Here is a 23,803-nt window from a genome sequence, read left to right as displayed (position 1 = left end):
CATCCTTAAAAAAGATGCCCCATCTCTTGTTTTGACGGATTACAGTTTAGAGGTTATTGTAGAACTCCCGGTATCTCTCCTGAGTGATTATGTAATGTTTGAAGAGACTGTCTTCTCCAACAAACTCAAAGCCCACCTTCTCCAGCACGTGCTGGCTGCGCGTATTTTTGTGGACAGCATCGGCAAACACTACGCGCATCTTCAGCTCCCGGAAAGCATAGTCGAGCAACAGCTGTTCGGCTCGTGTACCGATACCTTGGTTTTTGACAGAATTATTTTGCAGATGAATCGATAGTTCACACTCCCCATTTTCAAGGTTGATATGTTTGAGAATGACTTCTCCAACTGGCTTGCCACAGCGCATGATGAAAAAATCCCTGCGGTCAGTGGAAGCTTTTTTTGCATGGTAGCGTGCATCAACCTTTTCCGGGTCATATTGATATGGGGTGTACTGGCTCATGTCCATGAAAAGATCGGGATCGGATTCAAACTGGCGGTAGTATTGATGCATCAGCTCAGGGGTAATTTCATGTAGAGAGATCATGGCTGTCTCCTTTCAGGCAGTGGGCGATGTGGATGTCAAGGTCAGTGTAGCATATTCAGCACAATTTTTCCAGTCTTATTCTCCGGGATGGGACTGCTTTTATCATAAGGATTTACATAGAGTAGCATAATAAATTATTATGGATAAATCGGGATGCAAATACTATCTTTATGATTAAAAACGGAGTATAATAAAATTGTATGTGTAAAGGGGATCACAGAAAATAGATCCGGGGAATCAAAACTTGAACAGAAAAGAAAGAGAGGCATCCCATGAAAGTACTGATTATCGGGGGCGTTGCTGCGGGAACCAAAGCAGCAGCCAAATTAAAACGCATGAATCCGGCAGCGGATGTTACCATCCTCACCAAGGGAAAGGACATTTCCTATGCTGGCTGTGGCCTGCCATATTATGTTGGTGGACTGATTCCAGAAAAAGAACAGCTGATTGTCAATACACCGGCTAAATTTACCGAGCTGACCGGTGCAAAGGTTCTGGTAGAAAGAGAAGTTACCTCTCTGGATGCATCCGCAAAACAGCTGGCTGCAAAAAATCTGCGTACCGGCATGGAAGAAACCTATTCTTATGATGAATGTGTCATCGCATGCGGTGCTTCTTCGATCGTTCCTCCGCTTCAGGGCGTATCTCTGCCAGGCGTATTCACCATGCGCACCCCGGATGACGCAATCGAGCTCAGAGACTATGTTGAGCGTACCGGAGCAAAACGTGCAGTAGTCGCAGGCGGCGGCTTTATCGGTCTGGAAGCAGCAGAAAACCTGGCTGCAAAAGGTTTGAGCGTTACCGTAATTGATATGGCAGATCAGATTATGCCTGGATTTGATAAAGAGATGGCAGATTACGCAAAACGTCATCTGGAGAAAAAAGGCATCAAAGTTCTGCTTAACACCCGTCTGGAAGCTGTTCTCGGCGATTCCAAAGCAGCAGGCGTAAAAATTCCGGATGGAGAACTCAAAGCTGATGTTGTTGTTATGTCTCTGGGCATCCGTCCAAATACTGCATTCTTAAAAGATACTGGTCTGGAAATGATGCCAAACGGAACCATTCTGGTAGACAGCCAGATGAAAACCAATCTGCCAAACGCGTATATGCGGCAGGTGACTGTGTCTGCGTAACCAACCGTCTGACCGGCGAGCGTGCATGGTCTCCAATGGGTTCCTCCGCAAATATGGAAGGCAGAACTCTGGCAGAGGCAATGTGTGGAGAAGACAGCAGCTATCCGGGCGTTCTGGGTACCGCTGTTGTAAAACTGCCAGAACTCAACGGCGGCCGCACCGGTCTGAGCGAAGAAGCTGCAAACAAAGCTGGCTATGATGTGATCTCGGTTGTGATTGCAACAGATGACAAAGCACACTATTATCCAGGTGCAGGTATGTTTATCATCAAGCTGATTGCAGATAAGAACAGCCGCAAACTGCTGGGTGTTCAGGTACTGGGCTCCGGTGCTGTCGACAAGGTTACCGATGTCGGTGTTGTTGCTCTGACTATGGGTGCAACCATCGACCAGCTGCAGAACATGGATATGGCTTATGCACCTCCATTTTCTACTGCAATCCATCCATTTGTAACTGCAATCAACGTGCTGAAGAATAAACTGGAAGGCAAGATGGACAGCATGACACCGGCAGAATTCATGCAGGGCAAGGCAGAGGGCTACCGTATTGTAGACGCTGCTCTGATGCCAAGCATTTCCGGTGCACCATATGTTGATCTTAACACCGTTACCGGCGAAGTAAAAGGACTGGGCAAAGAGGAAAAACTGCTGCTGATCTGCAACAAGGGTAAACGTGCATACCTTCTGCAGAACCGTCTGCGCTTCTTTGGCTATACCAATACAAAGGTTCTCGAAGGCGGCCTGGCAGTCAATGTTATGCCAAAACAGAGCGGACAGGTTACTGTAAGTGCAGAGGATATCAAGAGAGTAAAAGCATGGGGCTTTTTGCATAATAAAGGAACCGATAATTTCAATGCTCGTATCATCACCCGCAACGGTAAGATCACTGCAGAAGAAAGCCAGTGCATCACCGAAGCTGCACAGCGCTTTGGTAACGGCGAAATTGCAATGACCTCCCGTCTGACTATCGAAATTCAGGGTGTACCTTATGACAAGATCGATGATCTGCGTGCATTTGTAGAAGAGTACGGTCTGGAGACCGGCGGTACTGGCTCCAAAGTTCGTCCGGTTGTTTCCTGTAAGGGTACCACCTGTCAGTATGGTCTGGCAGACACCTTCGATCTGTCCAACAAGATCCACGACAGATTCTTCAAAGGCTATGCAGATGTCAAACTGCCTCATAAATTCAAGATCGCAGTTGGCGGCTGTCCAAACAACTGCGTAAAACCAAACCTCAACGACCTGGGTATCGTTGGACAGAGAATCCCAGGCTTTAAAGCAGATCTGTGCCGTGGATGCAAAGTTTGTCAGGTTGAAAACGCATGTCCTGTAAAAGCTGCAAAAGTAGTGGATGGTGTTCTGACCATCAATAAGGATATCTGCAACAACTGCGGACGCTGCATCAATACCTGCCCATTCAAGGCAATGCCGGATGGACAGTATGGCTACCGCGTATATATCGGCGGACGTTGGGGCAAGAAATATGCACACGGCAGACCGCTGGACCCTGTATTCACTTCGGAAGAAGAAGTAATGCAGATCATCGAAAAAGCAATCCTGCTGTTCAGAGAACAGGGTGAAACCGGAGAACGTTTCTCTGATACTATCGAGCGTCTGGGCTTTGAAAATGTTCAGGCACAGCTTCTGGGCAACGAACTGCTGGAAAGAAAAGATCAGATTATCGGAGCAAAACTCCATCTGGTTGGTGGAGCTACCTGCTAATAATCTTTATAAAAATAAAAAAAGATGGCTGGATTGTCCAGCCATCTTTTTTTGTGCTTCTAAAAAGATTGGATTGGATGGAATATCCGGGTTTTCTGTCAGATGATGTCGAAATGTACAATAACAAAATCTTGTGCATAAGACAGGATAAGACACAATTTCTTGTGGTTTTTCCTAAGCAACGGTTGCAAAACGAAAGAAGAACGTTTATAATAGTACAGGAAACAGATAGAGTTCATTCCAAAGGGGATTGAAAGATGAGTCGATTTGAAATTGTGACAGGAGATATTACGACTGTTGCTACTGAAGCAATCGTCAATGCGGCAAACAATACTCTGCTGGGAGGCGGGGGTGTTGATGGTGCTATTCATCGTGCAGCAGGTCCACAGCTTTTGGAGGAGTGCCGCAAGCTGAATGGCTGCCCGACCGGAGAAGCAAAGATAACCGGTGGATATCAGCTGCCGGCAAAATATGTGATTCATACGGTCGGTCCAATCTGGCAGGGCGGCCAGGCAAACGAGGAAGAGCTGCTGCGCAGCTGTTACCGCAATTGTTTAAATCTTGCGGCAGAACATAACATAAAAACAATAGCATTTCCGTCCATCAGCACGGGCGCTTATCATTTTCCGGTCAATAGAGCGGCCGAAATCGCAGTGTCGGAGATTATGGAGTTTTTAAAAAAGAACGATACCATCGAGAAGGTACTGTTTGTCTGCCATGATGAACGCACAGAAATTGTTTACCACATTGCGCAGGATCAATATCAGACAAAACGATAGAAAAAAGAGCAGGAGGAATACCTGCTCTTTTTTTGTGAAGTAAGAGCAAAAGGAAGAGAAAACGAGCAATCGGAAGAAATCGGGAGCGAGCGGAATAGACTATAGATAGAAAATCGAACGCCTTTGTCAAAAAAAGACTTTTTTGACAAAGGGCGGATATTGTTTCGCAAAGCAGTTTGTGATATGATAAATCCATAGAGAACGACACAAAATTTATTACTGGAAGCTTTCAAAATTTGTTGTTCCTATCAGAAAAGGAGTTGAAAAGAATGAGTAGTTTTATGCTATCTGCTGCACCGATTCTATGGCTAATCCTCGTGATTTTGCTGATTGTGCTGGAAGTTGCCACCTATCAGCTGGTGGCGATATGGTTTGCATTAGGAGCTGCCGCAGCACTGATTGTTTCTCTGTTTGAACTTTCGGGCACTGCACAGATTGTGGTGTTTATTGCAGTTTCAGCTCTCAGTCTTATGGCAAGCCGTCCTCTTGTAAAAAAATTGCAGTCTGCGCCGAAACAGAAGACCAATGCAGACCGTATTGTGGGTCAGACCGCAAAGGTGATCCATCCAATTACACCTGATCAGAAGGGTAGAGTAATGGTGGATAATCTTGACTGGGCTGCCGCAGCACAAAACAGGGGAGAGAGTTTTGAAGTTGGAGAAGAAGTCTCCATTGTCCGCATCGAAGGCGTTACTGTTTATGTTCAAAAGCTGTAACAAAAACAAAATTATAAAATGATATTTTGAAAGGTGGAAATTTTATGACAGCAATCATTATTATCGCTATTTTGATCATCGCTATCTTGGTTTTGCTTGTTTCCTGTATCAAAATTGTTCCTCAGTCGATGGTATTTGTTGTAGAACGTCTGGGTTCCTATTATCAGACATGGGAAAACGGTTTGCATTTCAAGGTTCCGTTTTTAGACCATATCGCAAAAAAAGTTTCCTTAAAAGAGCAGGTTGTTGATTTTAAACCACAGCCAGTTATTACCAGAGATAACGTAACCATGCAGATCGACAGCGTTGTATTCTATCAGATTACCGACGCAAAACTGTTCACCTATGGTGTAGAACGTCCCATTTCCGCAATCGAGAATCTGACCGCAACCACCCTGCGTAACATCATCGGTGAACTGGAACTGGACCACACCTTGACCTCCCGTGATGTGATCAACACCAAGATTACCACAACACTGGATACGGCTACCGATAAATGGGGCATCAAGGTAAACCGTGTTGAGCTGAAAAACATCCTGCCTCCTGCAGAAATTCAGGACGCAATGGAAAAACAGATGAAGGCAGAACGTCAGCGCCGTGAATCTATCCTTCGTGCAGAAGGTCAGAAACGCAGCCAGGTTCTGATTGCAGAAGGTGAAAAAGAAGCAGCAATCCTGAAAGCCGAGGCAGAAAAACAATCTGCAATCCTCAAAGCAGACGCAGTGCGTGAAGCAAAAATCCGCGAAGCAGACGGTGAAGCTACCGCTATCCTCAAAGTTCAGCAGGCTTATGCAGACAGCTTGAAGATGTTAAACGAAGCAGCACCGACCGACAAGGTGCTCACCCTCAAGAGCTTCGAAGCCCTTGCAAAAGTTGCAGATGGTCAGTCCACCAAACTGATTATCCCAAGCGACATGCAGTCTCTCGCTGGTCTTGCAGCATCGGTAAAAGAGATTGTTACAGACAAAAAGACAGAAGAAACCAAATAGTTTTTATCTTAAAAATAAGTGCCTGTTTTCAGGCACTTATTTTTTTAACAAAACGAAAGAAAAACAAAAGAAAATTGCAGAGAGTTTTTTGTACGAAGAAAAGGAAAGGCAGCAAACACAGCAGAAGAGAAAAATATTTTGTCAGAACATGGATAATATGAACAAATATCCACGGAAAACAAATGAAAAATTAAAATACCTGTACGATTTTTACAAGTGCTGTTGCAGGACACTTGCATTTTAGACGGGATTCAGATAAAATAAGAATATCAAATTGATGTAAAATCCAACACCCCTGTAAGGACAGAATGGAGGAAGGAACTGTGAAAAACGACACTATTTTTCGTTGGCAGCATTGCAACTGGAATAAGTGTAGCCAGCAGTGCACTTCTGAGCTGCGACAGGGGATCGTGTGCGCTTTTTGCACAACAGGTGCAGGATTTTTACAGACAACAAGACTAAAATACAGGTAAAGTGTATGCTGTGGCAGGAATTGTCGCAGCATTTTTTAATTGGAGCTGTTTTGTGTACAAAATTCTCCAATTGGAACAGGAGGAAAAGAAAATGGCAAACGATACTGCAAAAAAAGTTGCGGTTATCATGGGAAGCGACAGCGACCTTCCAACCGTAAAACCAGCAATCGATAAGCTCAAATCTTTTGGTGTAGAGGTAGAAGCTCATGTTATGAGCGCACACCGCACCCCTGCACAGGCAAGTGAATTTGCAGCAAATGCAAAGGCAAATGGCTTTGGTGTTATTATTGCAGCAGCAGGAAAGGCAGCTCATCTGGGAGGCGTGCTTGCAGCACACACCACTCTGCCAGTAATCGGTATTCCGATTAAGTCCTCCACTCTGGATGGACTGGATGCTCTGCTTGCAACAGTACAGATGCCATCCGGTATCCCGGTTGCTACCGTTGCAATCAACGGTGCAGAAAATGCAGCGATTCTGGCAGTTCAGATGCTGGCACTGAGCGATGAGCGTCTGGCACAGGAACTGGTTTCCATGAAAGAAAAAATGGAAAAATCCGTCATGGAAAAAGATAAGAAACTTCAGGAAGAACTGGGCTGCTAACAAAGTCTCAAATTTAATTTGAATAGAGAAGCCGGACAAACAACATAACGGCAAGAGAAGCTATGGAGGTAATTACAATGAAAAAGTGTGAAATGCTCTACGAAGGAAAAGCAAAGAAAGTTTATACCACAGAAGATCCAGAGCTGTACATCGTTGATTACAAAGATGATGCAACTGCTTTTAACGGACTGAAAAAAGGTACCATCCTTGGTAAGGGCGCAATCAACAACCGCGTTACCAACCATCTGATGAAAATGCTGGAAAGCAAAGGCATCCCAACTCACTTTGTAGAACAGCTGTCCGACCGTGAAACTGTTGTTAAAAAAGTAAAAATTGTTCCACTGGAAGTTATCATCCGTAACATCGCAGCAGGCTCCATGTCCAAACGTCTGGGCATCGAAGAGGGAAAAGTACTGCCTGTAACCGTTCTGGAATACAGCTACAAAAACGATGATCTGGGCGACCCACTGATCAACGATTACCATGCACTGGCAATGGAACTGTGCACCAGAGAAGAACTGGATCAGATCGCAAATTATGCACTCAAGATCAACGAGATCCTCAAAGAGTACTTCAAAGAAGTTAACGTTGATCTGGTAGACTTCAAACTTGAGTTTGGTAAACTGTCTGACGGTACCATCGTTCTGGCTGACGAAATCTCTCCAGATACCTGCCGCTTCTGGGATGCAACCACCCATGAAAAACTGGACAAAGACCGTTTCAGAAGAGACATGGACAACGTTGATGCTGGATACCATGAAATTCTCAAGAGACTTCTTGGCGAATAATTAAGGTTAACAGAGTTTGTTTTAAACCGGCTTCAAAAAAAGTTTGAAGCCGGATGTGTAATAAAAACAGAGAGGTCAAAACTGTTTTTAACTTAGAAAAACAGAATTGATTTGTATGAATTGGAAAGGGGACTTTTTGATGTTTGATCAGATTCATGAAGAGTGTGGCGTTTTTGGTGTATACTCTCCGGAAAGCACAACCAGTGTTGTCGGAGACACCTATATGGCACTTTATGCTCTTCAGCACAGAGGTCAGCAGAGCTGTGGTATTGCTGTCAACGATGATGGTATCATCAGATCTTACCGTGATCTGGGTCTTGTACCGGATACCTTTAATCAGCGTGTGCTGAACGATCTGGGCAGCGGCAGAATGGCAGTAGGTCATGTTCTGTACGGCGCAAGCAATCCGGAGCGTGCAGATGCACAGCCACTGGTTGTTCGCCATATCAAAGGAAGCATGGCACTGGCTTTTAACGGTGCTCTGGTAAATGCGCTGGAACTGAAAGAAGAGCTGGAGCTCAAAGGCGCAATCTTCCATTCCAATTCGGATGCAGAGATTATTTCCCATGTTATCATCAATGAGCGTCTGCACACAAATTCCATTGAGGAAGCAATCGAAAAAGCAATGGACAAGCTCAAAGGAGCTTATTCGATGGTTGTTATGTCCCCACAAAAACTGATGGCAGTCAGAGACCCACAGGGTATCAGACCGCTTGCAATGGGTAAAATGGGCGGCGAGATTGTTTTTGCTTCGGAAAGCTGTGCATTCGACAGCATCGGTGCAAAGTTTGTACGAGATGTTCGTCCGGGCGAAATCATTGTTGTTGACAGAAGCGGTGTTCGTAGCCTCGAAAGCCACTGTGGACAGAAGAGCGGTCTGTGTGTATTTGAATATGTATACACTGCTCGTCCGGATTCGGTGATCGAAGGCGAAAGCGTTCATATGGCAAGAAAACGTGCAGGTGCATTCCTTGCACAGGAACATCCGGTAGAGGCAGATATCGTTATCGGCTCTCCGGACTCCGGTCTGGATGCAGCGCTCGGCTATGCGGAAGAGTCCGGTATTCCATACGGAATCGGCTTTATTAAAAACCGTTATATTGGCCGTACCTTCATCCTGCCGACTCAGAAGGAAAGAGAACGTGCAGTTCACATCAAACTTAATGTTCTCGAAGCAGCAGTAAAAGGTAAACGTGTTGTTCTGGTCGATGACTCTATCGTAAGAGGTACCACCAGCATCCAGATTACCAAGATGCTGCGCGATGCCGGAGCAACAGAAGTACATCTCCGTATTTCTTCCCCTCCATTCATCAACCCATGCTACTTCGGTACTGACATCGACAGCAAAGATAAACTGATTGCCTGCCGTATGTCCATGGAAGAAATCCGTCGTACACTCGACGTAGATACTCTGGGTTACCTGAGCATTGAACACTGCGCACAGATTGCACGCACCACAACAGGATGTGAGTTCTGTATGGGCTGCTTCACCGGAAAATATCCAATCGATGTTCCGGAAGAAAAACCATGTGACAAATTTTCTCAGAAGCTCTGCAACAAATAAAAGCAGAGTGGATTAACAGGAAAGGATTTAGACGATATGAGCGAGAGTTTCAGCGAAAGCTATAAGGCAGCCGGCGTAGACGTAACAGCCGGATACAAAGCAGTTGAATTGATGAAGGCACACGTTGCCAGAACGATGACAGCAGGCATGATGACCGGAATCGGTGGATTCGGCGGCGCCTTTGAGCTGGATCTGACCGGTATCACCAAACCGGTTCTGGTTTCCGGTACAGACGGTGTTGGCACAAAACTGAAGCTGGCATTTATGCTCGACAAGCATGATACCGTTGGTATCGACTGTGTAGCAATGTGTGTAAACGACATCATCTGCTGCGGAGCAAAACCACTTATCTTCCTTGATTATATCGCACTGGGCAAAAACATCCCGGAAAAGGTTGCAGACATCGTAAAAGGTGTTGCAGACGGCTGTGTTGAAACCGGATGTGCTCTGGTTGGCGGCGAAACCGCAGAAATGCCAGGCTTTTACCCAGTTGACGAATATGACGTTGCTGGATTCAGCGTTGGTGTAGTGGATAAGGACAAGATGATTGATCCGGAAAATGTTGAGGTTGGCGATGTTCTGATCGCGCTTCCATCCTCCGGTGTACATTCCAACGGTTTCTCTCTGGTAAGAAAGGTATTTGATCTGGAGAACACACCAAGAAACATCTTCAAAGAGTTTAATGGTTCCACTCTGGGCGAAACCCTGCTTACCCCAACCAAGCTGTATGTAAAACCAATGCTCAAGCTCATCGATGAAGTTAAGGTAAAATCCATCGTCCATGTAACCGGCGGCGGATTCTATGAAAACATTCCGCGAGCACTCAACAGCAGAACAAAAGCAGTGATCGACCGCAGCAAAGTTCGTGTACTGCCAATCTTTGAGGAAATCCAGAGAGTCGGCGAAATTCCAGAACGTGATATGTTCAACACCTTTAACATGGGTGTCGGCATGATCGCAATCGTTTCCAAAGAAGAAGCTGACAAAGCACTGGAAGTTCTCAAGGCAGCAGGAGAAGATGCTTACATCATCGGCGAAGTTCAGGCAGGAGAGAAAAACATCGAAATCCTTTAATCTGACTTGATTGGATCAAAAAGCAGACGCGTCATAAATTATGTGCTGCGTCTGCTTTTCATTTTAAAACAAAAGGGGCAGCTTTTATGGTTAAAATAGCAGTGTTGGTTTCCGGCGGCGGAACAAACCTTCAGGCACTGATTGACCGTCAGCAGGCAGGAGAGCTTGGATGTGGACAGATCAGCCTGGTCATCAGTTCCCGGGCAGGCGTCTATGCCCTGGAGCGGGCAGAAAAAGCCGGTATCGAGTCGATGGTGATCAGCCGAAAAGAGTGCGGCAGTGCAGAAAACTTTGATAAAAAGCTTGTTTCTGAACTGAAAAGCCACGGCATTGAGCTGGTGGTGCTGGCAGGATTTTTAAGTATTCTGGGTAAAGAAGTGATCGACGCTTATCCAAACCGCATCATCAACATTCATCCGTCTCTGATTCCATCCTTCTGCGGAAACGGTTTTTATGGACTCAAGGTACATGAAGCTGCGCTGGAGTATGGTGTCAAGGTAACTGGTGCAACGGTACATTTTGTCAATGAAGTGACCGACGGCGGCAGCATCATTCTGCAAAAAGCAGTTTACATCGAACCGGACGATACACCGGAAACCTTGCAGAGAAGGGTTATGGAGCAGGCAGAGTGGGAGCTTTTACCAAAAGCGACTGCAATGCTCTGTGAAGAAATTCAGAAGGAAAAAGACAACAAATAAACAATTTTGGGTGGAGGAATCTCTTATGAAATACGTAAATCTGGCAGAAGAACTGCGCGGCAACACCTATCCTGGCAGAGGAATCGTTCTGGGCAGAAGCGAGGATGGCAAAAAAGCAGTTATTGCTTATTTCATCATGGGCAGAAGTGAAAATAGCCGCAACCGTGTTTTTGTAGAACAGGAAGGCGGTATCCGCACTGAGGCATTTGATCCTGCAAAACTGGAAGACCCATCCCTCATCATTTATGCTCCAGTCAGAGTTCTCGGCAAACAGACTGTTGTAACAAACGGTGACCAGACTGATACCATCTATGATTTCCTCAAAGAGGGCAAATCTTTCGAAGAAGCACTGCGCACCAGAACCTTTGAACCGGATGCACCAAACTTTACTCCTCGTATCTCCGGTCTGGTAGAAGGCTTTGATTACAAACTCTCGATTCTCAAGAGCAACAACAATGATTCTTCCAGCACACGCAGATACTTCTTTGAATACACCGATCCAAAAGCAGGAGAAGGTCACTTTATCCATACATACAAATGTGATGGCAGCCCGATCCCATCCTACGAAGGAGAGCCAACTCCAGTTGTAATCTCCGGCGATATCGATGCGTTCACCAGCGAAATCTGGGAGAACCTCAATGCAGACAACAAGGTTTCTCTCTTTACCCGCTTTATTGATGTTGAAAGCGGCGAAATCGAAACCAGAATCATCAACAAGAACAAATAGTCGATCGGAAAACAGAACTTGTTTTAAGGAAAGGATGGATTTTTTATGGCAAACGAACTGGCTTTAAAATATGGATGTAACCCAAATCAGAAACCGTCCAGAATCTTTATGAAAGATGGAAGCGAACTTCCAATCAAGGTTCTCAACGGTAAACCAGGCTATATTAACTTCCTGGACGCATTCAACAGCTGGCAGCTGGTAAAAGAACTCAAAGAAGCAACCGGACTTCCGGCAGCAGCTTCCTTCAAACACGTTTCCCCAGCAGGCGCAGCAGTTGGTCTGCCGCTTGATGACACCATGAAGAAAATCTACTTTGTAGACGATCTGGGTGAGCTTTCTCCAATTGCAAGCGCTTATGCAAGAGCAAGAGGCGCAGACAGAATGTCCTCCTACGGTGACTTTATCGCACTGTCCGATGTTTGTGATGAATGCACTGCAAGAATCATCAAACGTGAAGTTTCCGACGGCGTCATCGCTCCAGGTTATACCGAAGAAGCTCTGGCAATCCTCAAGGAGAAACGTAAAGGCAGCTACAATGTAATCGAGATCGATCCTTCCTATGTTCCACAGGAAATCGAACACAAAGATGTATTCGGTGTTACCTTTGAACAGGGAAGAAACAACCTGAAGATCGACAAAGAGCTGTTCAACAATATCGTTTCCCAGAACAAAGAACTGCCAGAAAACGCAAAGATCGACCTGCTCATTTCCCTCATTGCTCTTAAATATACCCAGTCCAACTCGGTATGCTATGTTAAGGATGGTCAGGCAATTGGTATCGGTGCTGGTCAGCAGTCCAGAATTCACTGCACCAGACTGGCTGGCAACAAGGCTGATATCTGGTACCTGCGTCAGCATGAAAAGGTAATGAACCTGCCATTCAAGAAAGATATCCGCAGAGCTGACCGTGACAACACCATCGACGTTTATATCTCTGATGATTATATGGACGTTCTGGCTGACGGTATCTGGGAAAACTTCTTCACCGAAAAACCAGAACCTCTGACCAGAGAAGAAAAACGTGCATGGCTGGATACTCTGACCGGTGTTTCTCTGGGTTCGGATGCGTTCTTCCCATTCGGTGACAATATCGAAAGAGCACACCGCACCGGTGTACAGTACATTGCAGAACCAGGCGGCTCGATCCGTGACGACAACGTTATCGAAACCTGCGATAAATACAACATGGTTCTGGCATTCACCGGCATCCGTCTGTTCCATCATTAATCGAAACCAATCAAGGGGAAGGAAGATTTCCTTCCCCTCTTTTGAAACTATCTGACAGGGAAGGAAGATTGCTATGAAAATTCTGGTAGTAGGCTCCGGCGGCAGAGAACACGCAATTATCCGCAAATTAAAACAAAGCCCAAAAGCAGAAAAAATCTATTGCTGTCCAGGTAACGGCGGTATCAGCGCTGATGCACAGTGTGTGGACATCAAAGCGATGGACATTGAGGGAGTTGTAAACTTCTCCAAAGAAAATGCGATCGATCTGGTTGTTGTTGCACCGGATGACCCGCTTGCAGCAGGCATGGTTGATGCACTCAACAAAGAAGGTATTATGACCTTTGGTCCAACCAAAGATGCTGCACAGATCGAGGCAAGCAAGGTTTTCTCCAAAAACCTGATGAAGGAATTTAATATCCCAACTGCTTCTTATGAAGTATTTGATGACCCGGCGAAGGCACTTTCCTATATTGAGGAAAAGAATGAGTACCCGGTAGTTATCAAGGCAGACGGTCTGGCACTGGGCAAGGGCGTTATTATCGCTGCAAACCATGAGGAAGCAAAAGAAGGTCTGCACGAGATCATGGAAGAAAAGGTATTCGGTACCAGCGGCAACCATGTTGTTGTGGAAGAATTCCTGACCGGACCGGAAGTTTCTGTTCTGGCATTTGTGGATGGAAAAACTGTTGTTCCGATGGTTTCTTCGATGGACCACAAACGCGCTCTGGACGGCGACAAGGGTCTTAATACCGGCGGAATGGGTACAGTTGCACCAAATCCATTCTATACCAAAGAAGTTGCACAGGAATGTATGGACAAGATCTTCAAACCAACCGTTGCAGCAATGCAGAAACTGGGAAGACCATTTAAAGGTTGTTTGTACTTTGGTTTGATGCTGACACCAAAAGGCCCATATGTCATTGAATACAACAGCCGTTTTGGCGATCCGGAAACTCAGGTTGTACTGGAACTGCTGGACAGCGACCTGGTTGAAATTATGGAAGCAGTATATAACGGAACACTGACCGAGGATATGGTTCACTTCTCGGATGAGAAGGCTGCCTGCGTCATCATCGCAAGCGGCGGCTATCCAAAATCCTACCGCAAGGGTCTGCCAATCAGCGGACTGGATGCACAGGGTCAGAGAGATGGCGTGAGCATCTATCATTCCGGTACCAAGCTAAGTGATGGTGTTTACTACAATAACGGCGGACGCGTATTGGGTGTTACCGCAAGAGCAGACAGCCTTCAGGCTGCGCTCGACAAGGCGTATGAAAATGTAGATGCAATTTCCTTTGAGGATTGCTTCAGCCGCCGTGATATCGGCAAACGTGCTTTGTCTGCATTAAAATAAGAAAAAAGGCTGCCAGTTAATGGCAGCCTTTTTTAATAGATTCAATTTCTTTGTCAATTTCTGCAAACACTCTACTCAGTTCAGAGGAAATTCTTTCTTTGGAAATAGTGTTGTATTTGGGACACCAAAAATTATAAAGATGTTTTACTTCTTCTGTTATCTTTAAATCAGAAGAACAGGAAGTTAAGCATGAAAATGCAAATTTGTTTGCATCAGCTTCATACGGCAAAGAAAGATATAAGTCAGTAAAATATGCTTCTTCTCCAGATAGTTTTACATGATACCAGTTGTTATCCACCAGCTTAAAGCAGTTCCCATCGTATTGAATAATATAAGGGAGACTTTTGATGAGTTCAGGTGAAAACAGATCACTTCGCTCATATTGAAGCACATGACGAAATTCATGAAAAAAGTAATACAGAGCTTCTGTGGAAGAAGGTTCTTCCAGGAACTTTTTATTGAGGAACAGACAACTGATTGTGTGGTCGTAAAGTCCACAGGCAGTTTCATATCCAGATGGCATATCAAAAGAGATTTCTGTAGAAAGCTGGTATGATTTCTTTAAATCAGATAGCAAGGAAAGAATAATTTGAATACGCTCATCCGCAGAGTATTTACTCCAAGTATCTAAAGAAATGTGATGGGATACAATAGATAAGATTTTAGTGTCCGATAATTTCACTATTTAATCTCCTCTGCTTTCAAATATTTGCTCGGCTTGTCGGTATACAGAATTGCCAGACGATGCAGAGCACGGGTACAGGAAACATACAGGAGCTGACGGTCAAAATCGTTGCGATAGTTTTTATCATCAACATCACAAAGAATGGCAGCGTCGAATTCCAATCCTTTTGCCATGTATACTGGCATCAGCATAACACCGGAAAAGATCTCTTTTTGATTAATATCCATCAGATGAACCGGAATCTGGTCTTTGAGCAGGGCGTGCAGCTGATTTGCCTGTTTCTGGCTCTTGCAGATAATGCCGATGGAAGCAAATCCTTCTCCGAGGTATTCTCTGGTCAGCTCGATGATGCGCTGTGCCATTTTGTTTCGGTCGTCACACTGTTCGAGAAGCGGCGGCTGTTCGTGGCGGTCGAAGCTTTCCATATCGGTACAATCATGCAGGAATCGACGGGAAAATTCGTTGATTTCATAAGAACAGCGGAATCCCTTGTTTAAGGTAATCAGGCAGGAAGTCTTCTTATCCAGAATTTTGGCAGTGTCGCGATAGAACTGAGGACCTTCCAATTTTTCAATGGTCTGATTGTAGTCGCCCATGATGGTGTAGCGGGCAGAAGGGAACAGTTTTTTGAGGATGTGAAAATGTATCGGATAGTAGTCCTGTGCCTCGTCCACAACGACCTGTCGGATATCCGAATAAAGATCGGTGCCAAACAAACCCAGATGTAGATAAAACAGCGGCATTGCATCCTGATAGGAAAGGTAAGGGGAAGGATCAGTGATACGTTGTTGTGCAAGGAAGAGGATTTCATCCATTTGCTCTGGAAGAGAAAGTCCTTTTGCCATGCGAAAGAAAAGGTCACGGTCGCAAAGGAGCTTTTGAAACAGCTCCATACTGTCGAGGGTGGTGAATTTTTTGATTTGATGCTTGATACGGGTACACTCTTTGATGGAGAGCAAACGACCAAACTGCTTTTTATCGTAAAGGTGCTGGATAAAGGTTCCAGAAAAATTCTGCAATTTTTTAAGGCGCTCTTCCCGGCGGACTTTGTGAATCTGGGTCCAGAGACGTTTCTCCAGCAGCTTCAGTGCGCCGTCCAGCGGTGCGCGGCGGCAGGCTTTTTGTACAAAAGCGCTCATCTCTTCACGCGTTTCCAGCAGCTTTCCATTGTAGTACAGGTCCGTATATGGAATCATGCGGCGGATATAGTAGGAGATATATCGCTCAAGAATCTGCGCAAAAGTTTCGGAAGAGAAAAATTCTACCGATTCATGCAACAGTTCTCTCTCTTTTTTGGTGTTGGCACAAACCATCTGTTCCAGTAGCTGGCTGCGCGGAATCAGGCGAAAATCAGTGCTGCACGCTTTGGAGAACAGTGCCTCAAAGGTAAGGCTCGCGATGTTTTCTTCGCCCAGCTCCGGCAGGACGTTGGAAATGTAACTTCCAAACAGATTATTCGGAGAGATGATGACGATGTTGTTAGCATACAGTTTTTGGGTGACGCCTTCGTAAAGGAGAAAGGCAACACGGTGCAGAGCAACCGAAGTTTTGCCGCTGCCAGCAACACCCTGAACAAATACCAGCTCATTTAAGGTGTCGCGGATGATCATATCCTGCTGGCGCTGAATGGTTTCTACGATGGACTTCATTTGTGGGGAAGCATTGTGAGAGAGTGCTTCACGCAGCATGTTGTCCATGATGTTGACGTCAGAATCAAAAAAGTAGTTGAGGGTGCTGTTTTTGATTTCGTACTGACGTTTGAGCGAAACCGTTCCATGGATTGTACCAGAAGGAGCCTGATATTCTACCTTTCCTGGTTCGTAACGATAAAATAAGCTTGCAATCGGAGTGCGCCAGTCATAAACATAGGTCTCATAGCTTTCCTCATCTTGAATGTTGGACAAGCCGATGTAGATTTTTTCGGCAGGATAGGATTCATATCCATTTTCAGTGAAGTCAATCCGTGCAAAATAAGGACAGTCCAATGCCTGACGGTAATGATCGATGCGCTTGTGCGCAGCATCATACCGTGCAGATTGTGCCTGAATCGATTCAAGTGCCTGATGAGCCTCCACGACATTGTCAAAACCACCGCGGAAAGATACATTTTCCCACATTTCCTTGCGCGCAGAGATGATCTGATCTTTTTCATCGGAACAATCTGCTTCTTCCCGAGTCAGGTTTTCTTTTATAAAGGAGCAGGTCTTTTCCAGATACTGCTGTTCAACCAGAAATTCTTTTTCGTATTCCATAAGAGCCTCCTTGCCCTGTCAGAAGAGATTCCTTCGCCGGAAAGAGTACTTCCTGCTGGCTGAGCGGAACCTTATAAAAAGCAAATAAAAATATTTTCATACAATATCTTTTTATTATAGCACGATGATATTAAAAAAACAATTAAAGAAGCAGAAAAACGAAAAAACCGAAAGGGGAAGTCCAACGGACTTCCCCTTTCGGCTGTGTAATAAAAAATAGAGGACGACCGGCGTTACCGGTCAGAAGATTTCTAAAAAAGGTGTCAAAAACATCTTTGTTTTTGAGTAACTTTATTATAATCCCTTTCTAGTAAAAAGTCAATAAAAAATTGAGAAAAAATAAAATTAAAAATAGCCGTAATACACAAAATGAAAACTTTGGGTGAAAAGGACAGAAAAATCAGAATTTTGCTTGTGTTTTCATGGTATTTCACATATAATGATTTTATAAAGATGATGGACGGCTGTCCATCTATTTTTATTCACCTCAATTATGATGAGGGGTAAATTTGACAGGAGAGAGTAAAAAGGAGGAAGAAAAATGGCAAAAGGAAAAAAGACAACGTCGATTGATATGACCGAAGGTAATGCGTATCGACTGATTATCAGTTTTACGCTGCCGCTCCTTTTGGGAAATGTCTTTCAGCAGCTGTACAATATGGTGGACAGCATTGTTGTCGGAAATGTAATCGGAGATCAGGCACTGGCTGCGGTAGGTACAGGATTTCCTGTTATTTTCATGCTCAGCTCTTTGTTTATGGGAATTGGTACCGGTGCAACCATCATGATTGCGCAGTTTTACGGAGCAAGAGATCTGGAAAAGGTAAATCAGACGGTTAATACCATCTATACAGCGCTGATTATCGGTATTATTCCACTTTCTCTGATCGGTATCTTTTTGAGTGAGCCGCTTCTTCGCTTGATGCAGGTTCCGGATGATGGAACCCTTGCAATGGCAAAGACCTATATGATTATTATTTTTATCGGTATCATCGGTAACCTTGGATTTAACATCAACTCCGGTATTTTGCAGGGTTTAGGTGACAGCCGCACTTCGCTGTTGTTTTTGATGATTGCAACGGTAATCAATATTATCCTTGACCTGGTATTTACTATTCCGATTAAACTGGGTGTAGCGGGTGTAGCACTTGCAACCATCATTGCACAGATTGCATCTTGGCTGTTTGGTGTGTTCTATATTAACCGCCGTTATGATTTTATCAAGATCAAGCCACAAAAATTCTATTTCCAGAAAAACCTGTTTGTGCAGGCAATGAAGCTGGGTATTCCATCCGGTATCCAGCAGGCACTGTTTTCCATCGGTATCATGTTCATGCAGTCTCTGGTTAACAGCTATGGTTCCAACTTTATGGCAGGATTTAACGGTGCAAACAAGATCGATACCTTCGCATTCCTGCCGGTACAGAGCTTGTCCAACGCACTGACCACCTATACTGGTCAGAATATCGGAGCGGGCAACCAGCACCGTGTTAAGGAAGGCGTTCGCGCATCCATGATTTTGTCGATCGGATGCTGTGTTGTTATAGGTGCACTGCTTTATCCAACCAGTGCATTTATGATGCAAATGTTCAGCCATAACCCGGAAGTAATCGATGCCGGTGTCGCTTATCTGCACGGTGTTTTGCCGTTTTATTCTTTGCTTGCAATCAGCTTCATGTTCAACTCTGTTTTAAGAGGTGCCGGAGATATGATGATTCCAATGATCTCCTCCTTTATCAGCTTGTGGCTGGCAAGACTGCCTGCTGCTTATCTGATTGCAGCATGGTTTGATAAGGAAGACATCTATTATTCCTATGCAGTAGGCTGGGTACTTGGCCTGTTGATTTCCGGTATCTACTATGCAAGCGGAAAATGGAAACACAAGAGCATCGTTTCGAAATTAAGGGAGGTAGAAACGGCATGATCGACTGGGAAAAGATGATTGCAAAGGCAGAGTCGGTCTGTAATCCAAGGGAATTATCTCAAAGTTCGTTTGCAGCATCGGTTGGAGCAGCGATTGTTACCGAGCAGGGAAACATCTATACCGGTGTTTGTATTGATACTCCTTGCTCAATGGGATTTTGTGCAGAGCATGCTGCAGCCGCAGCAATGATAACTGCTGGAGAAAACCGGATTTTGGGCGTGATTGCAGTGCATAAAAAGGAAGATGGAAGCTTTGAGGTTATTTCACCTTGCGGACGATGTCGGGAATTTTTGTGCCAGCTGCACGATGACAATCATCTGGCACAGGTAAAGCTCAGCGATCGCGTTGTCACTTTGGATGACCTGCTGCCGTTTCGCTGGAAATAAATTGTTTTGACAGAAAGGAAGAAAGAGATTGGGAATCAGGGAAATCAGAAAGTCGTATAATCGTCTGGGATGGTCAATGCTTGCCTATATGGCAATCTATCAGTTTATGTCGCTGCCATTTTTGCTGCTTGTCAAGCAGTTCTGGCCTGAACTACTTTCTGAAACCTGGTTTAACCTAATCCTCAATGAGGTAATCCAGTATGGCATAGCGCTTCCAGTTGCCGTTTTGATTATGAATTCGGCGAAAGCGCCAAAGCCACAGGAGGTAAGGCCACAAAGAAAATACAGGCTTTCAGCAGGAGAGTTTGTGCATTATCTGATTTTAAGCATCGGACTTTTGTTTTTGTTTAATATTGTAGGAACCTATCTGAACTACCTGATTTCTCTTGTGAAAGGTTCTCAGGCTGGCAATATCGTGGAGCAGAGCCTGACTTCCTATTCCATTCCGCAGGCATTTTTGCTTACAGTCATTTCTGCACCAATTGGAGAGGAGCTTTTGTTCCGTAAATGCATTTTTCGTGCAGTCGGATGTTATGGAGAAAAAGCATTTCTTTTTACCAGCGCATCCTTGTTTATGCTGATGCATGGAAATGTGATTCAGTAGCCTTATGCTTTTGCAGTGGGACTTGTATTTGGCTGGGTTTATCTGCGTACAGGTTCGATCTGGTACAGTATCTTTCTGCATGCGATTGTCAACTTTGTTGGCGGTATTCTGCCGCTTTTGGGAGAAGATGTTCCGGCAATCATGGTAGGATTATCGATACTCTATCTGGTTAGCTCCGGATATGCAATCTGGATTATTTGGAGAAAGCGATATTTCCGTGTTAGAAATAAACCGGAGCTTGTGGAAGGAGCGCTGGATGCAGCGTTAATTAATCCGGGCATGATGCTGTTTACCGTAGCTTCCTTTGTGATGGCAGGATATATTATATTGTACTTATAACCAATAACGAAACACCCCGAACGGATCAAGACGTTCGGGGTGTTGTTTTTTTATGGATTCGTTTACCGTTTTTGTTTGTGTGCTGTGTACCCCAGCACGATATTTATACAGCTCAGAAGCAATGCGATTGTTTCTGCAAGGAGCAGGTAAGGATATACCAAAAGGGCAGATACAATCTCTAAATGCAGGGAAAGCAGCAGAGCAGCGATCCACAGCAGAGAGAGAATAAAAGCGATTTTGGCATAGATTCCGGTTTTGTTCCAAAGGCGGAATAATGCAACAAAGATGACGGCAGCAATCAAAACCAGAATGATGGAAAAAATCAGCGTATTCTGTGGTGTCAGATAGTTGTGCATCCAGTAGGTTCGAGTAAATCGAAGATGATGGTTAACACCAGCTTTTTTGGTGGTAAGAGTCTGAAGAATATAGACAGCACCCAACAAAGCAATCTGTATCAGACAAAACAGCAGGTAAACGGCTTGGCGTAATTTTTTTGTTTTCATCATGAGTTACTTCTGTGCCGGATCACCGGTAATATATGGATTTCCTTCATTGCTCCATGCAATCCATCCATCGCTGTACAGGGAAACATCGGTCAAGCCCATGACCTGTGCATCCCACAGAACTTCAGCAGCACGCCAGCCGCTTCCGCACATGAAGGAAAGGTGATTGTTGGTATCAATGCCGCATTCGTCCCACATAGCCAAGATTTCATCAGCGCTTCTCATGGTCTTATCCAAGTTGCGATAGTAGGACATCGAGCTGGAGTTGTTTTTGCCGGCATAACCGAAGACAGCACCTTCAATACGTCCAGCAATGCTGTGATAGCTGTAACCGGTGCTTTCACCGATAAATTCTTCCCAAGTACGGTTGTCGACCAAGGTGAAGTTATCCTGTGTAAGCAGCTGTTTTACTTCATCGATTGTATCAATCAAATCAGGGTTTGCAGGAGCGGAAATGCCAAAATCAGTTTCTTTTTGTGGTTCATTTGCCTGTGTCTCCAGATCATATCCTGCATAATTCCAAGTGGTAAGGCCGCCGTTCATTACGCGGACATCCTTGACACCGAGATACTGACAGATAACAGCAAATCGGGAAGCTGCCAGAGGTTCCGGACCAGTTGCGATGACGCAGTCATTTGCAGTAATACCATTATCCAGCAACAACTGAACAAGGGTTTCATCGTCTGCAAGACGCCACTCCTCAATGCCGTCCACATAAACTTTTGGAGGTTCAAAAGAGTCGGTATTGATGTGAACGGAAGTAGGAACGTGACCATCCAGATAGCCCGAAGCTTCATTGTCGCCCCAACGAACATCTACAACGACAATTCGTTCAGCATCGGTGAAGCCCTCCGGAACATTACCATTGACGATTTCGTGAACCAAGCTGGCTGGAAGCAGCAGATCATAATTTGGATAGGATTCCATTTCAAGGGTGTCGTCGTTAATCCACTCATTTGCATCATAGGTGGAGACATTTTTGATACCTTTGGAGATCAGATAGTCTGCAACAGCAGCTGCATCGGTTCCGTTGGTATCATAAATAATAACGTTTTTGTCCTCGGTCAGTTTTTTGTTTTCGAGGTATCCGTTCAGAACTTCTTCTCGGCTTTCGCCTTCCAGATTACCTTCCTCATCGTAATCACAGGTTAGCCAGTCTGCGGAGAAACTTTCTGCTCCCTTGATGTGGCCGCCGCGGGCAGCACCGTCAATCTGCCAACCATTATAGGCATCGCTGATACGGGCATCCAGAACGATCGAGTTTTCATCCTCCAAAGCAGCCTTTACGTCATCAGTAGTTGCTGTTTTGACAGTAATTTCTTCCGATTCCGGAGCGGAATCTTCGGTTTGTGTTGATTGTGTGGTGTTGGTACTTTCCTCAGAAGAGGTTGTCTGATTGCCGGCTGCACATCCGCCTAAAATGGTGGTGACCATGGCAGCACACAGCAGCAGGCTGAGAATTTTGCGCTTCATAAAAAGCCTCCTTACTTTAATTTCGTCCATATCTTATCATTATTGATTATGCTTCTCAAATAGATAATAAAAATAGCACTTTGTGTCAAATAGAAAAAAATAATAGGAAATAAAATACAAAGATAGAAAAGATGCTATAAATCTTTATAAAAAATATTTTTATTAAAAAACAAATAAAACTTAAAAATAAAATAACTGGTCAAAGAAGAGTAAGAAAGGGAAAACAGGGTAATTAAAGTTTTGAGAATAATTAAAATATTTTTCTTTCATTAAATATTTTAATAGAAAAAGATGTAGCTTTTCTATTTATGAAAATTGTAAGAGAAAATATTTGAAATGCTAAAACATATTTTCTTAAATAAATAGAATAGATAAAAATAAAAAAAGTCATATTTTGTCAAGTGCAAATATTATAAAAAATATAAATCTATTATTGAGTTCGAATAGAAAATAACAATTTGATATTCACATTGAAGTATGTCAATATAAGGTGAAGGAAAGATGAAATTGTAGAAGAGGGTGTAATAACCATGAAAAAAACAAAAAGAATTCAGCAGATAATCGTGTTGGTGCTCATTGCTGCGGCAATCGCCAGCTACTTTTTAGTCGAACCAGTGAAAACAACGTTGGATCAGATTTTCAGCATGTTTGCAACTGGTGACTTTGCGGTAGTCAAAGACTTTGTGGAATCCTACGGACCATATGCAATGGCGGTTTCGGCGTTGCTGATGATTTTCCAATCATTGATGGCACCACTGCCAGCTTTTTTGATTACCTTTGCAAATGCAAATCTGTTTGGATGGTGGCAGGGAGCGATTCTATCCTGGAGCAGTGCGATGGCAGGCGCTGCTTTATGTTTCTGGCTTGCCAAAGTGCTGGGAAGAGAGGTAGTGGAAAAGATTACCAGTAAGACCGGACTGGAGCAGATTGATGTCTTTTTTGAAAAATATGGAAAACAAAGCATCCTGATCGCTCGACTGCTGCCGTTTATGTCCTTTGATATTGTCAGCTATGCGGCGGGTCTTACCTCAATGAAGTTTTGGCCGTTCTTTATCGCAACCGGTATTGGTCAGCTGCCTGCAACAATCGTTTATTCCTATGTTGGCGGAATGCTGACCGGTGGTGCAAAGCTGTTTGTAACAGGTTTGCTGATTCTGTTTGCATTATCTGTACTGGTTGTGATGCTGCGACAGATTTATCAGGCAAGACAGAAAACGAAGTCTGAAAAGAGCAATACTGTAAAATAGGC

The 23,803-nt window shown here is 44.4% G+C and carries 19 protein-coding genes and 2 pseudogenes; 16 read left to right on the top strand and 5 right to left on the bottom strand.

Annotation, left to right across the window (positions count from 1 at the left end):
- Positions 1-46 precede the first annotated feature (46 nt).
- Positions 47-544 (bottom strand): GNAT family N-acetyltransferase, encoded by a 498-nt coding sequence (locus tag BQ5375_RS12090; RefSeq protein WP_022133574.1) that lies wholly within the window; start codon positions 542-544, stop codon positions 47-49.
- 272 nt (positions 545-816) lie between these two features.
- Between BQ5375_RS12090 and BQ5375_RS12085 the strand changes: the two are divergent.
- From BQ5375_RS12085 to purD, 12 genes and pseudogenes are all read left to right on the top strand, one after another.
- A pseudogene (locus BQ5375_RS12085) lies at positions 817-3,398 on the top strand (FAD-dependent oxidoreductase).
- 257 nt (positions 3,399-3,655) lie between these two features.
- Positions 3,656-4,177, top strand: coding sequence for an O-acetyl-ADP-ribose deacetylase (locus BQ5375_RS12080; protein ID WP_022133571.1), 522 nt, complete (start codon positions 3,656-3,658; stop codon positions 4,175-4,177).
- A 269-nt stretch (positions 4,178-4,446) separates the two neighbouring features.
- Positions 4,447-4,893: an NfeD family protein gene (locus tag BQ5375_RS12075; protein WP_022133570.1), complete on the top strand. Its 447-nt coding sequence runs from the start codon at positions 4,447-4,449 to the stop codon at positions 4,891-4,893.
- 44 nt (positions 4,894-4,937) lie between these two features.
- Positions 4,938-5,882, top strand: a complete 945-nt coding sequence (locus BQ5375_RS12070; protein ID WP_022133569.1) for an SPFH domain-containing protein — start codon at positions 4,938-4,940, stop codon at positions 5,880-5,882.
- 564 nt (positions 5,883-6,446) lie between these two features.
- Complete coding sequence (gene purE, locus BQ5375_RS12060; protein ID WP_076917987.1) at positions 6,447-6,956, top strand: 5-(carboxyamino)imidazole ribonucleotide mutase; 510 nt, start codon at positions 6,447-6,449, stop codon at positions 6,954-6,956.
- Positions 6,957-7,033: 77 nt separating this feature from the next.
- Positions 7,034-7,744, top strand: a complete 711-nt coding sequence (gene purC, locus BQ5375_RS12055) for a phosphoribosylaminoimidazolesuccinocarboxamide synthase (protein ID WP_022133567.1) — start codon at positions 7,034-7,036, stop codon at positions 7,742-7,744.
- Between the two features lie 139 nt (positions 7,745-7,883).
- Complete coding sequence (purF, locus tag BQ5375_RS12050) at positions 7,884-9,308, top strand: amidophosphoribosyltransferase (RefSeq protein WP_022133566.1); 1,425 nt, start codon at positions 7,884-7,886, stop codon at positions 9,306-9,308.
- A gap of 36 nt (positions 9,309-9,344) precedes the next feature.
- A complete protein-coding gene (gene purM / locus BQ5375_RS12045) occupies positions 9,345-10,382 on the top strand; it encodes a phosphoribosylformylglycinamidine cyclo-ligase (protein ID WP_022133565.1) in 1,038 nt (345 codons plus the stop codon).
- Positions 10,383-10,468: 86 nt separating this feature from the next.
- Entirely contained in the window at positions 10,469-11,080 is a 612-nt protein-coding gene (gene purN, locus BQ5375_RS12040; protein WP_022133564.1) for a phosphoribosylglycinamide formyltransferase, read from the top strand.
- A 25-nt stretch (positions 11,081-11,105) separates the two neighbouring features.
- Positions 11,106-11,807 carry an IMP cyclohydrolase gene (locus BQ5375_RS12035; RefSeq protein ID WP_022133563.1) on the top strand — a complete coding sequence of 234 codons (702 nt, stop codon included), beginning with the start codon at positions 11,106-11,108 and terminating at the stop codon, positions 11,805-11,807.
- Positions 11,808-11,852: 45 nt separating this feature from the next.
- Positions 11,853-13,034 carry a phosphoribosylaminoimidazolecarboxamide formyltransferase gene (locus BQ5375_RS12030; protein WP_076917986.1) on the top strand — a complete coding sequence of 394 codons (1,182 nt, stop codon included), beginning with the start codon at positions 11,853-11,855 and terminating at the stop codon, positions 13,032-13,034.
- A 73-nt stretch (positions 13,035-13,107) separates the two neighbouring features.
- Positions 13,108-14,388: a phosphoribosylamine--glycine ligase gene (gene purD, locus BQ5375_RS12025; protein ID WP_076917985.1), complete on the top strand. Its 1,281-nt coding sequence runs from the start codon at positions 13,108-13,110 to the stop codon at positions 14,386-14,388.
- Between the two features lie 16 nt (positions 14,389-14,404).
- Here purD and BQ5375_RS12020 read toward each other — a convergent pair whose 3' ends face one another.
- Together BQ5375_RS12020 and BQ5375_RS12015 are read right to left on the bottom strand one after the other, a co-directional pair.
- Entirely contained in the window at positions 14,405-15,070 is a 666-nt protein-coding gene (locus tag BQ5375_RS12020; protein WP_083687623.1) for a hypothetical protein, read from the bottom strand.
- Complete coding sequence (locus BQ5375_RS12015; protein ID WP_022133560.1) at positions 15,070-17,325, bottom strand: HelD family protein; 2,256 nt, start codon at positions 17,323-17,325, stop codon at positions 15,070-15,072. Before BQ5375_RS12015 ends, BQ5375_RS12020 begins: the two co-directional genes overlap by 1 nt.
- Before the next feature lie 541 nt (positions 17,326-17,866).
- Between BQ5375_RS12015 and BQ5375_RS12010 the strand changes: the two genes are divergently transcribed.
- The 3 genes and pseudogenes from BQ5375_RS12010 (at position 17,867) to BQ5375_RS14560 (ending at position 20,578) form a co-directional block, all read left to right on the top strand.
- Positions 17,867-19,249 (top strand): MATE family efflux transporter, encoded by a 1,383-nt coding sequence (locus BQ5375_RS12010; RefSeq protein WP_076917984.1) that lies wholly within the window; start codon positions 17,867-17,869, stop codon positions 19,247-19,249.
- Entirely contained in the window at positions 19,249-19,635 is a 387-nt protein-coding gene (locus tag BQ5375_RS12005; protein ID WP_076918176.1) for a cytidine deaminase family protein, read from the top strand. Before BQ5375_RS12010 ends, BQ5375_RS12005 begins: the two co-directional genes overlap by 1 nt.
- 76 nt (positions 19,636-19,711) lie before the next feature.
- Positions 19,712-20,578, top strand: a pseudogene (locus BQ5375_RS14560) (CPBP family intramembrane glutamic endopeptidase).
- A gap of 62 nt (positions 20,579-20,640) precedes the next feature.
- On the opposite strand, the gene BQ5375_RS11990 reads toward BQ5375_RS14560, so the two are convergent.
- Both BQ5375_RS11990 and BQ5375_RS11985 read right to left on the bottom strand, forming a co-directional pair.
- Positions 20,641-21,084, bottom strand: a complete 444-nt coding sequence (locus BQ5375_RS11990) for a hypothetical protein (protein ID WP_022133554.1) — start codon at positions 21,082-21,084, stop codon at positions 20,641-20,643.
- A gap of 3 nt (positions 21,085-21,087) precedes the next feature.
- Positions 21,088-22,554: a rhodanese-like domain-containing protein gene (locus BQ5375_RS11985; protein WP_022133553.1), complete on the bottom strand. Its 1,467-nt coding sequence runs from the start codon at positions 22,552-22,554 to the stop codon at positions 21,088-21,090.
- A 530-nt stretch (positions 22,555-23,084) separates the two neighbouring features.
- Here BQ5375_RS11985 and BQ5375_RS11980 point away from each other — a divergent pair.
- Entirely contained in the window at positions 23,085-23,801 is a 717-nt protein-coding gene (locus BQ5375_RS11980) for a TVP38/TMEM64 family protein (RefSeq protein ID WP_022133552.1), read from the top strand.
- Positions 23,802-23,803: the final 2 nt, after the last annotated feature.

Origin of the sequence: Negativibacillus massiliensis (assembly GCF_900148495.1) — a bacterium.
GTDB classification, from domain to species: domain Bacteria; phylum Bacillota; class Clostridia; order Oscillospirales; family Ruminococcaceae; genus Negativibacillus; species Negativibacillus massiliensis.
This window is presented reverse-complemented; position numbering and strand designations above follow the sequence as displayed.

Bases quoted from the DNA above. Each gene is read 5' to 3' on its own strand.
- BQ5375_RS12090 (WP_022133574.1), bottom strand. From the start codon at position 544: ATGATCTCTCTACATGAAATTACCCCTGAGCTGATGCATCAATACTAC.
- BQ5375_RS12080 (WP_022133571.1), top strand. From the start codon at position 3,656: ATGAGTCGATTTGAAATTGTGACAGGAGATATTACGACTGTTGCTACT.
- BQ5375_RS12075 (WP_022133570.1), top strand. From the start codon at position 4,447: ATGAGTAGTTTTATGCTATCTGCTGCACCGATTCTATGGCTAATCCTC.
- BQ5375_RS12070 (WP_022133569.1), top strand. From the start codon at position 4,938: ATGACAGCAATCATTATTATCGCTATTTTGATCATCGCTATCTTGGTT.
- purE (WP_076917987.1), top strand. From the start codon at position 6,447: ATGGCAAACGATACTGCAAAAAAAGTTGCGGTTATCATGGGAAGCGAC.
- purC (WP_022133567.1), top strand. From the start codon at position 7,034: ATGAAAAAGTGTGAAATGCTCTACGAAGGAAAAGCAAAGAAAGTTTAT.
- purF (WP_022133566.1), top strand. From the start codon at position 7,884: ATGTTTGATCAGATTCATGAAGAGTGTGGCGTTTTTGGTGTATACTCT.
- purM (WP_022133565.1), top strand. From the start codon at position 9,345: ATGAGCGAGAGTTTCAGCGAAAGCTATAAGGCAGCCGGCGTAGACGTA.
- purN (WP_022133564.1), top strand. From the start codon at position 10,469: ATGGTTAAAATAGCAGTGTTGGTTTCCGGCGGCGGAACAAACCTTCAG.
- BQ5375_RS12035 (WP_022133563.1), top strand. From the start codon at position 11,106: ATGAAATACGTAAATCTGGCAGAAGAACTGCGCGGCAACACCTATCCT.
- BQ5375_RS12030 (WP_076917986.1), top strand. From the start codon at position 11,853: ATGGCAAACGAACTGGCTTTAAAATATGGATGTAACCCAAATCAGAAA.
- purD (WP_076917985.1), top strand. From the start codon at position 13,108: ATGAAAATTCTGGTAGTAGGCTCCGGCGGCAGAGAACACGCAATTATC.
- BQ5375_RS12015 (WP_022133560.1), bottom strand. From the start codon at position 17,325: ATGGAATACGAAAAAGAATTTCTGGTTGAACAGCAGTATCTGGAAAAG.
- BQ5375_RS12010 (WP_076917984.1), top strand. From the start codon at position 17,867: ATGGCAAAAGGAAAAAAGACAACGTCGATTGATATGACCGAAGGTAAT.
- BQ5375_RS11990 (WP_022133554.1), bottom strand. From the start codon at position 21,084: ATGATGAAAACAAAAAAATTACGCCAAGCCGTTTACCTGCTGTTTTGT.
- BQ5375_RS11985 (WP_022133553.1), bottom strand. From the start codon at position 22,554: ATGAAGCGCAAAATTCTCAGCCTGCTGCTGTGTGCTGCCATGGTCACC.
- BQ5375_RS11980 (WP_022133552.1), top strand. From the start codon at position 23,085: ATGAAAAAAACAAAAAGAATTCAGCAGATAATCGTGTTGGTGCTCATT.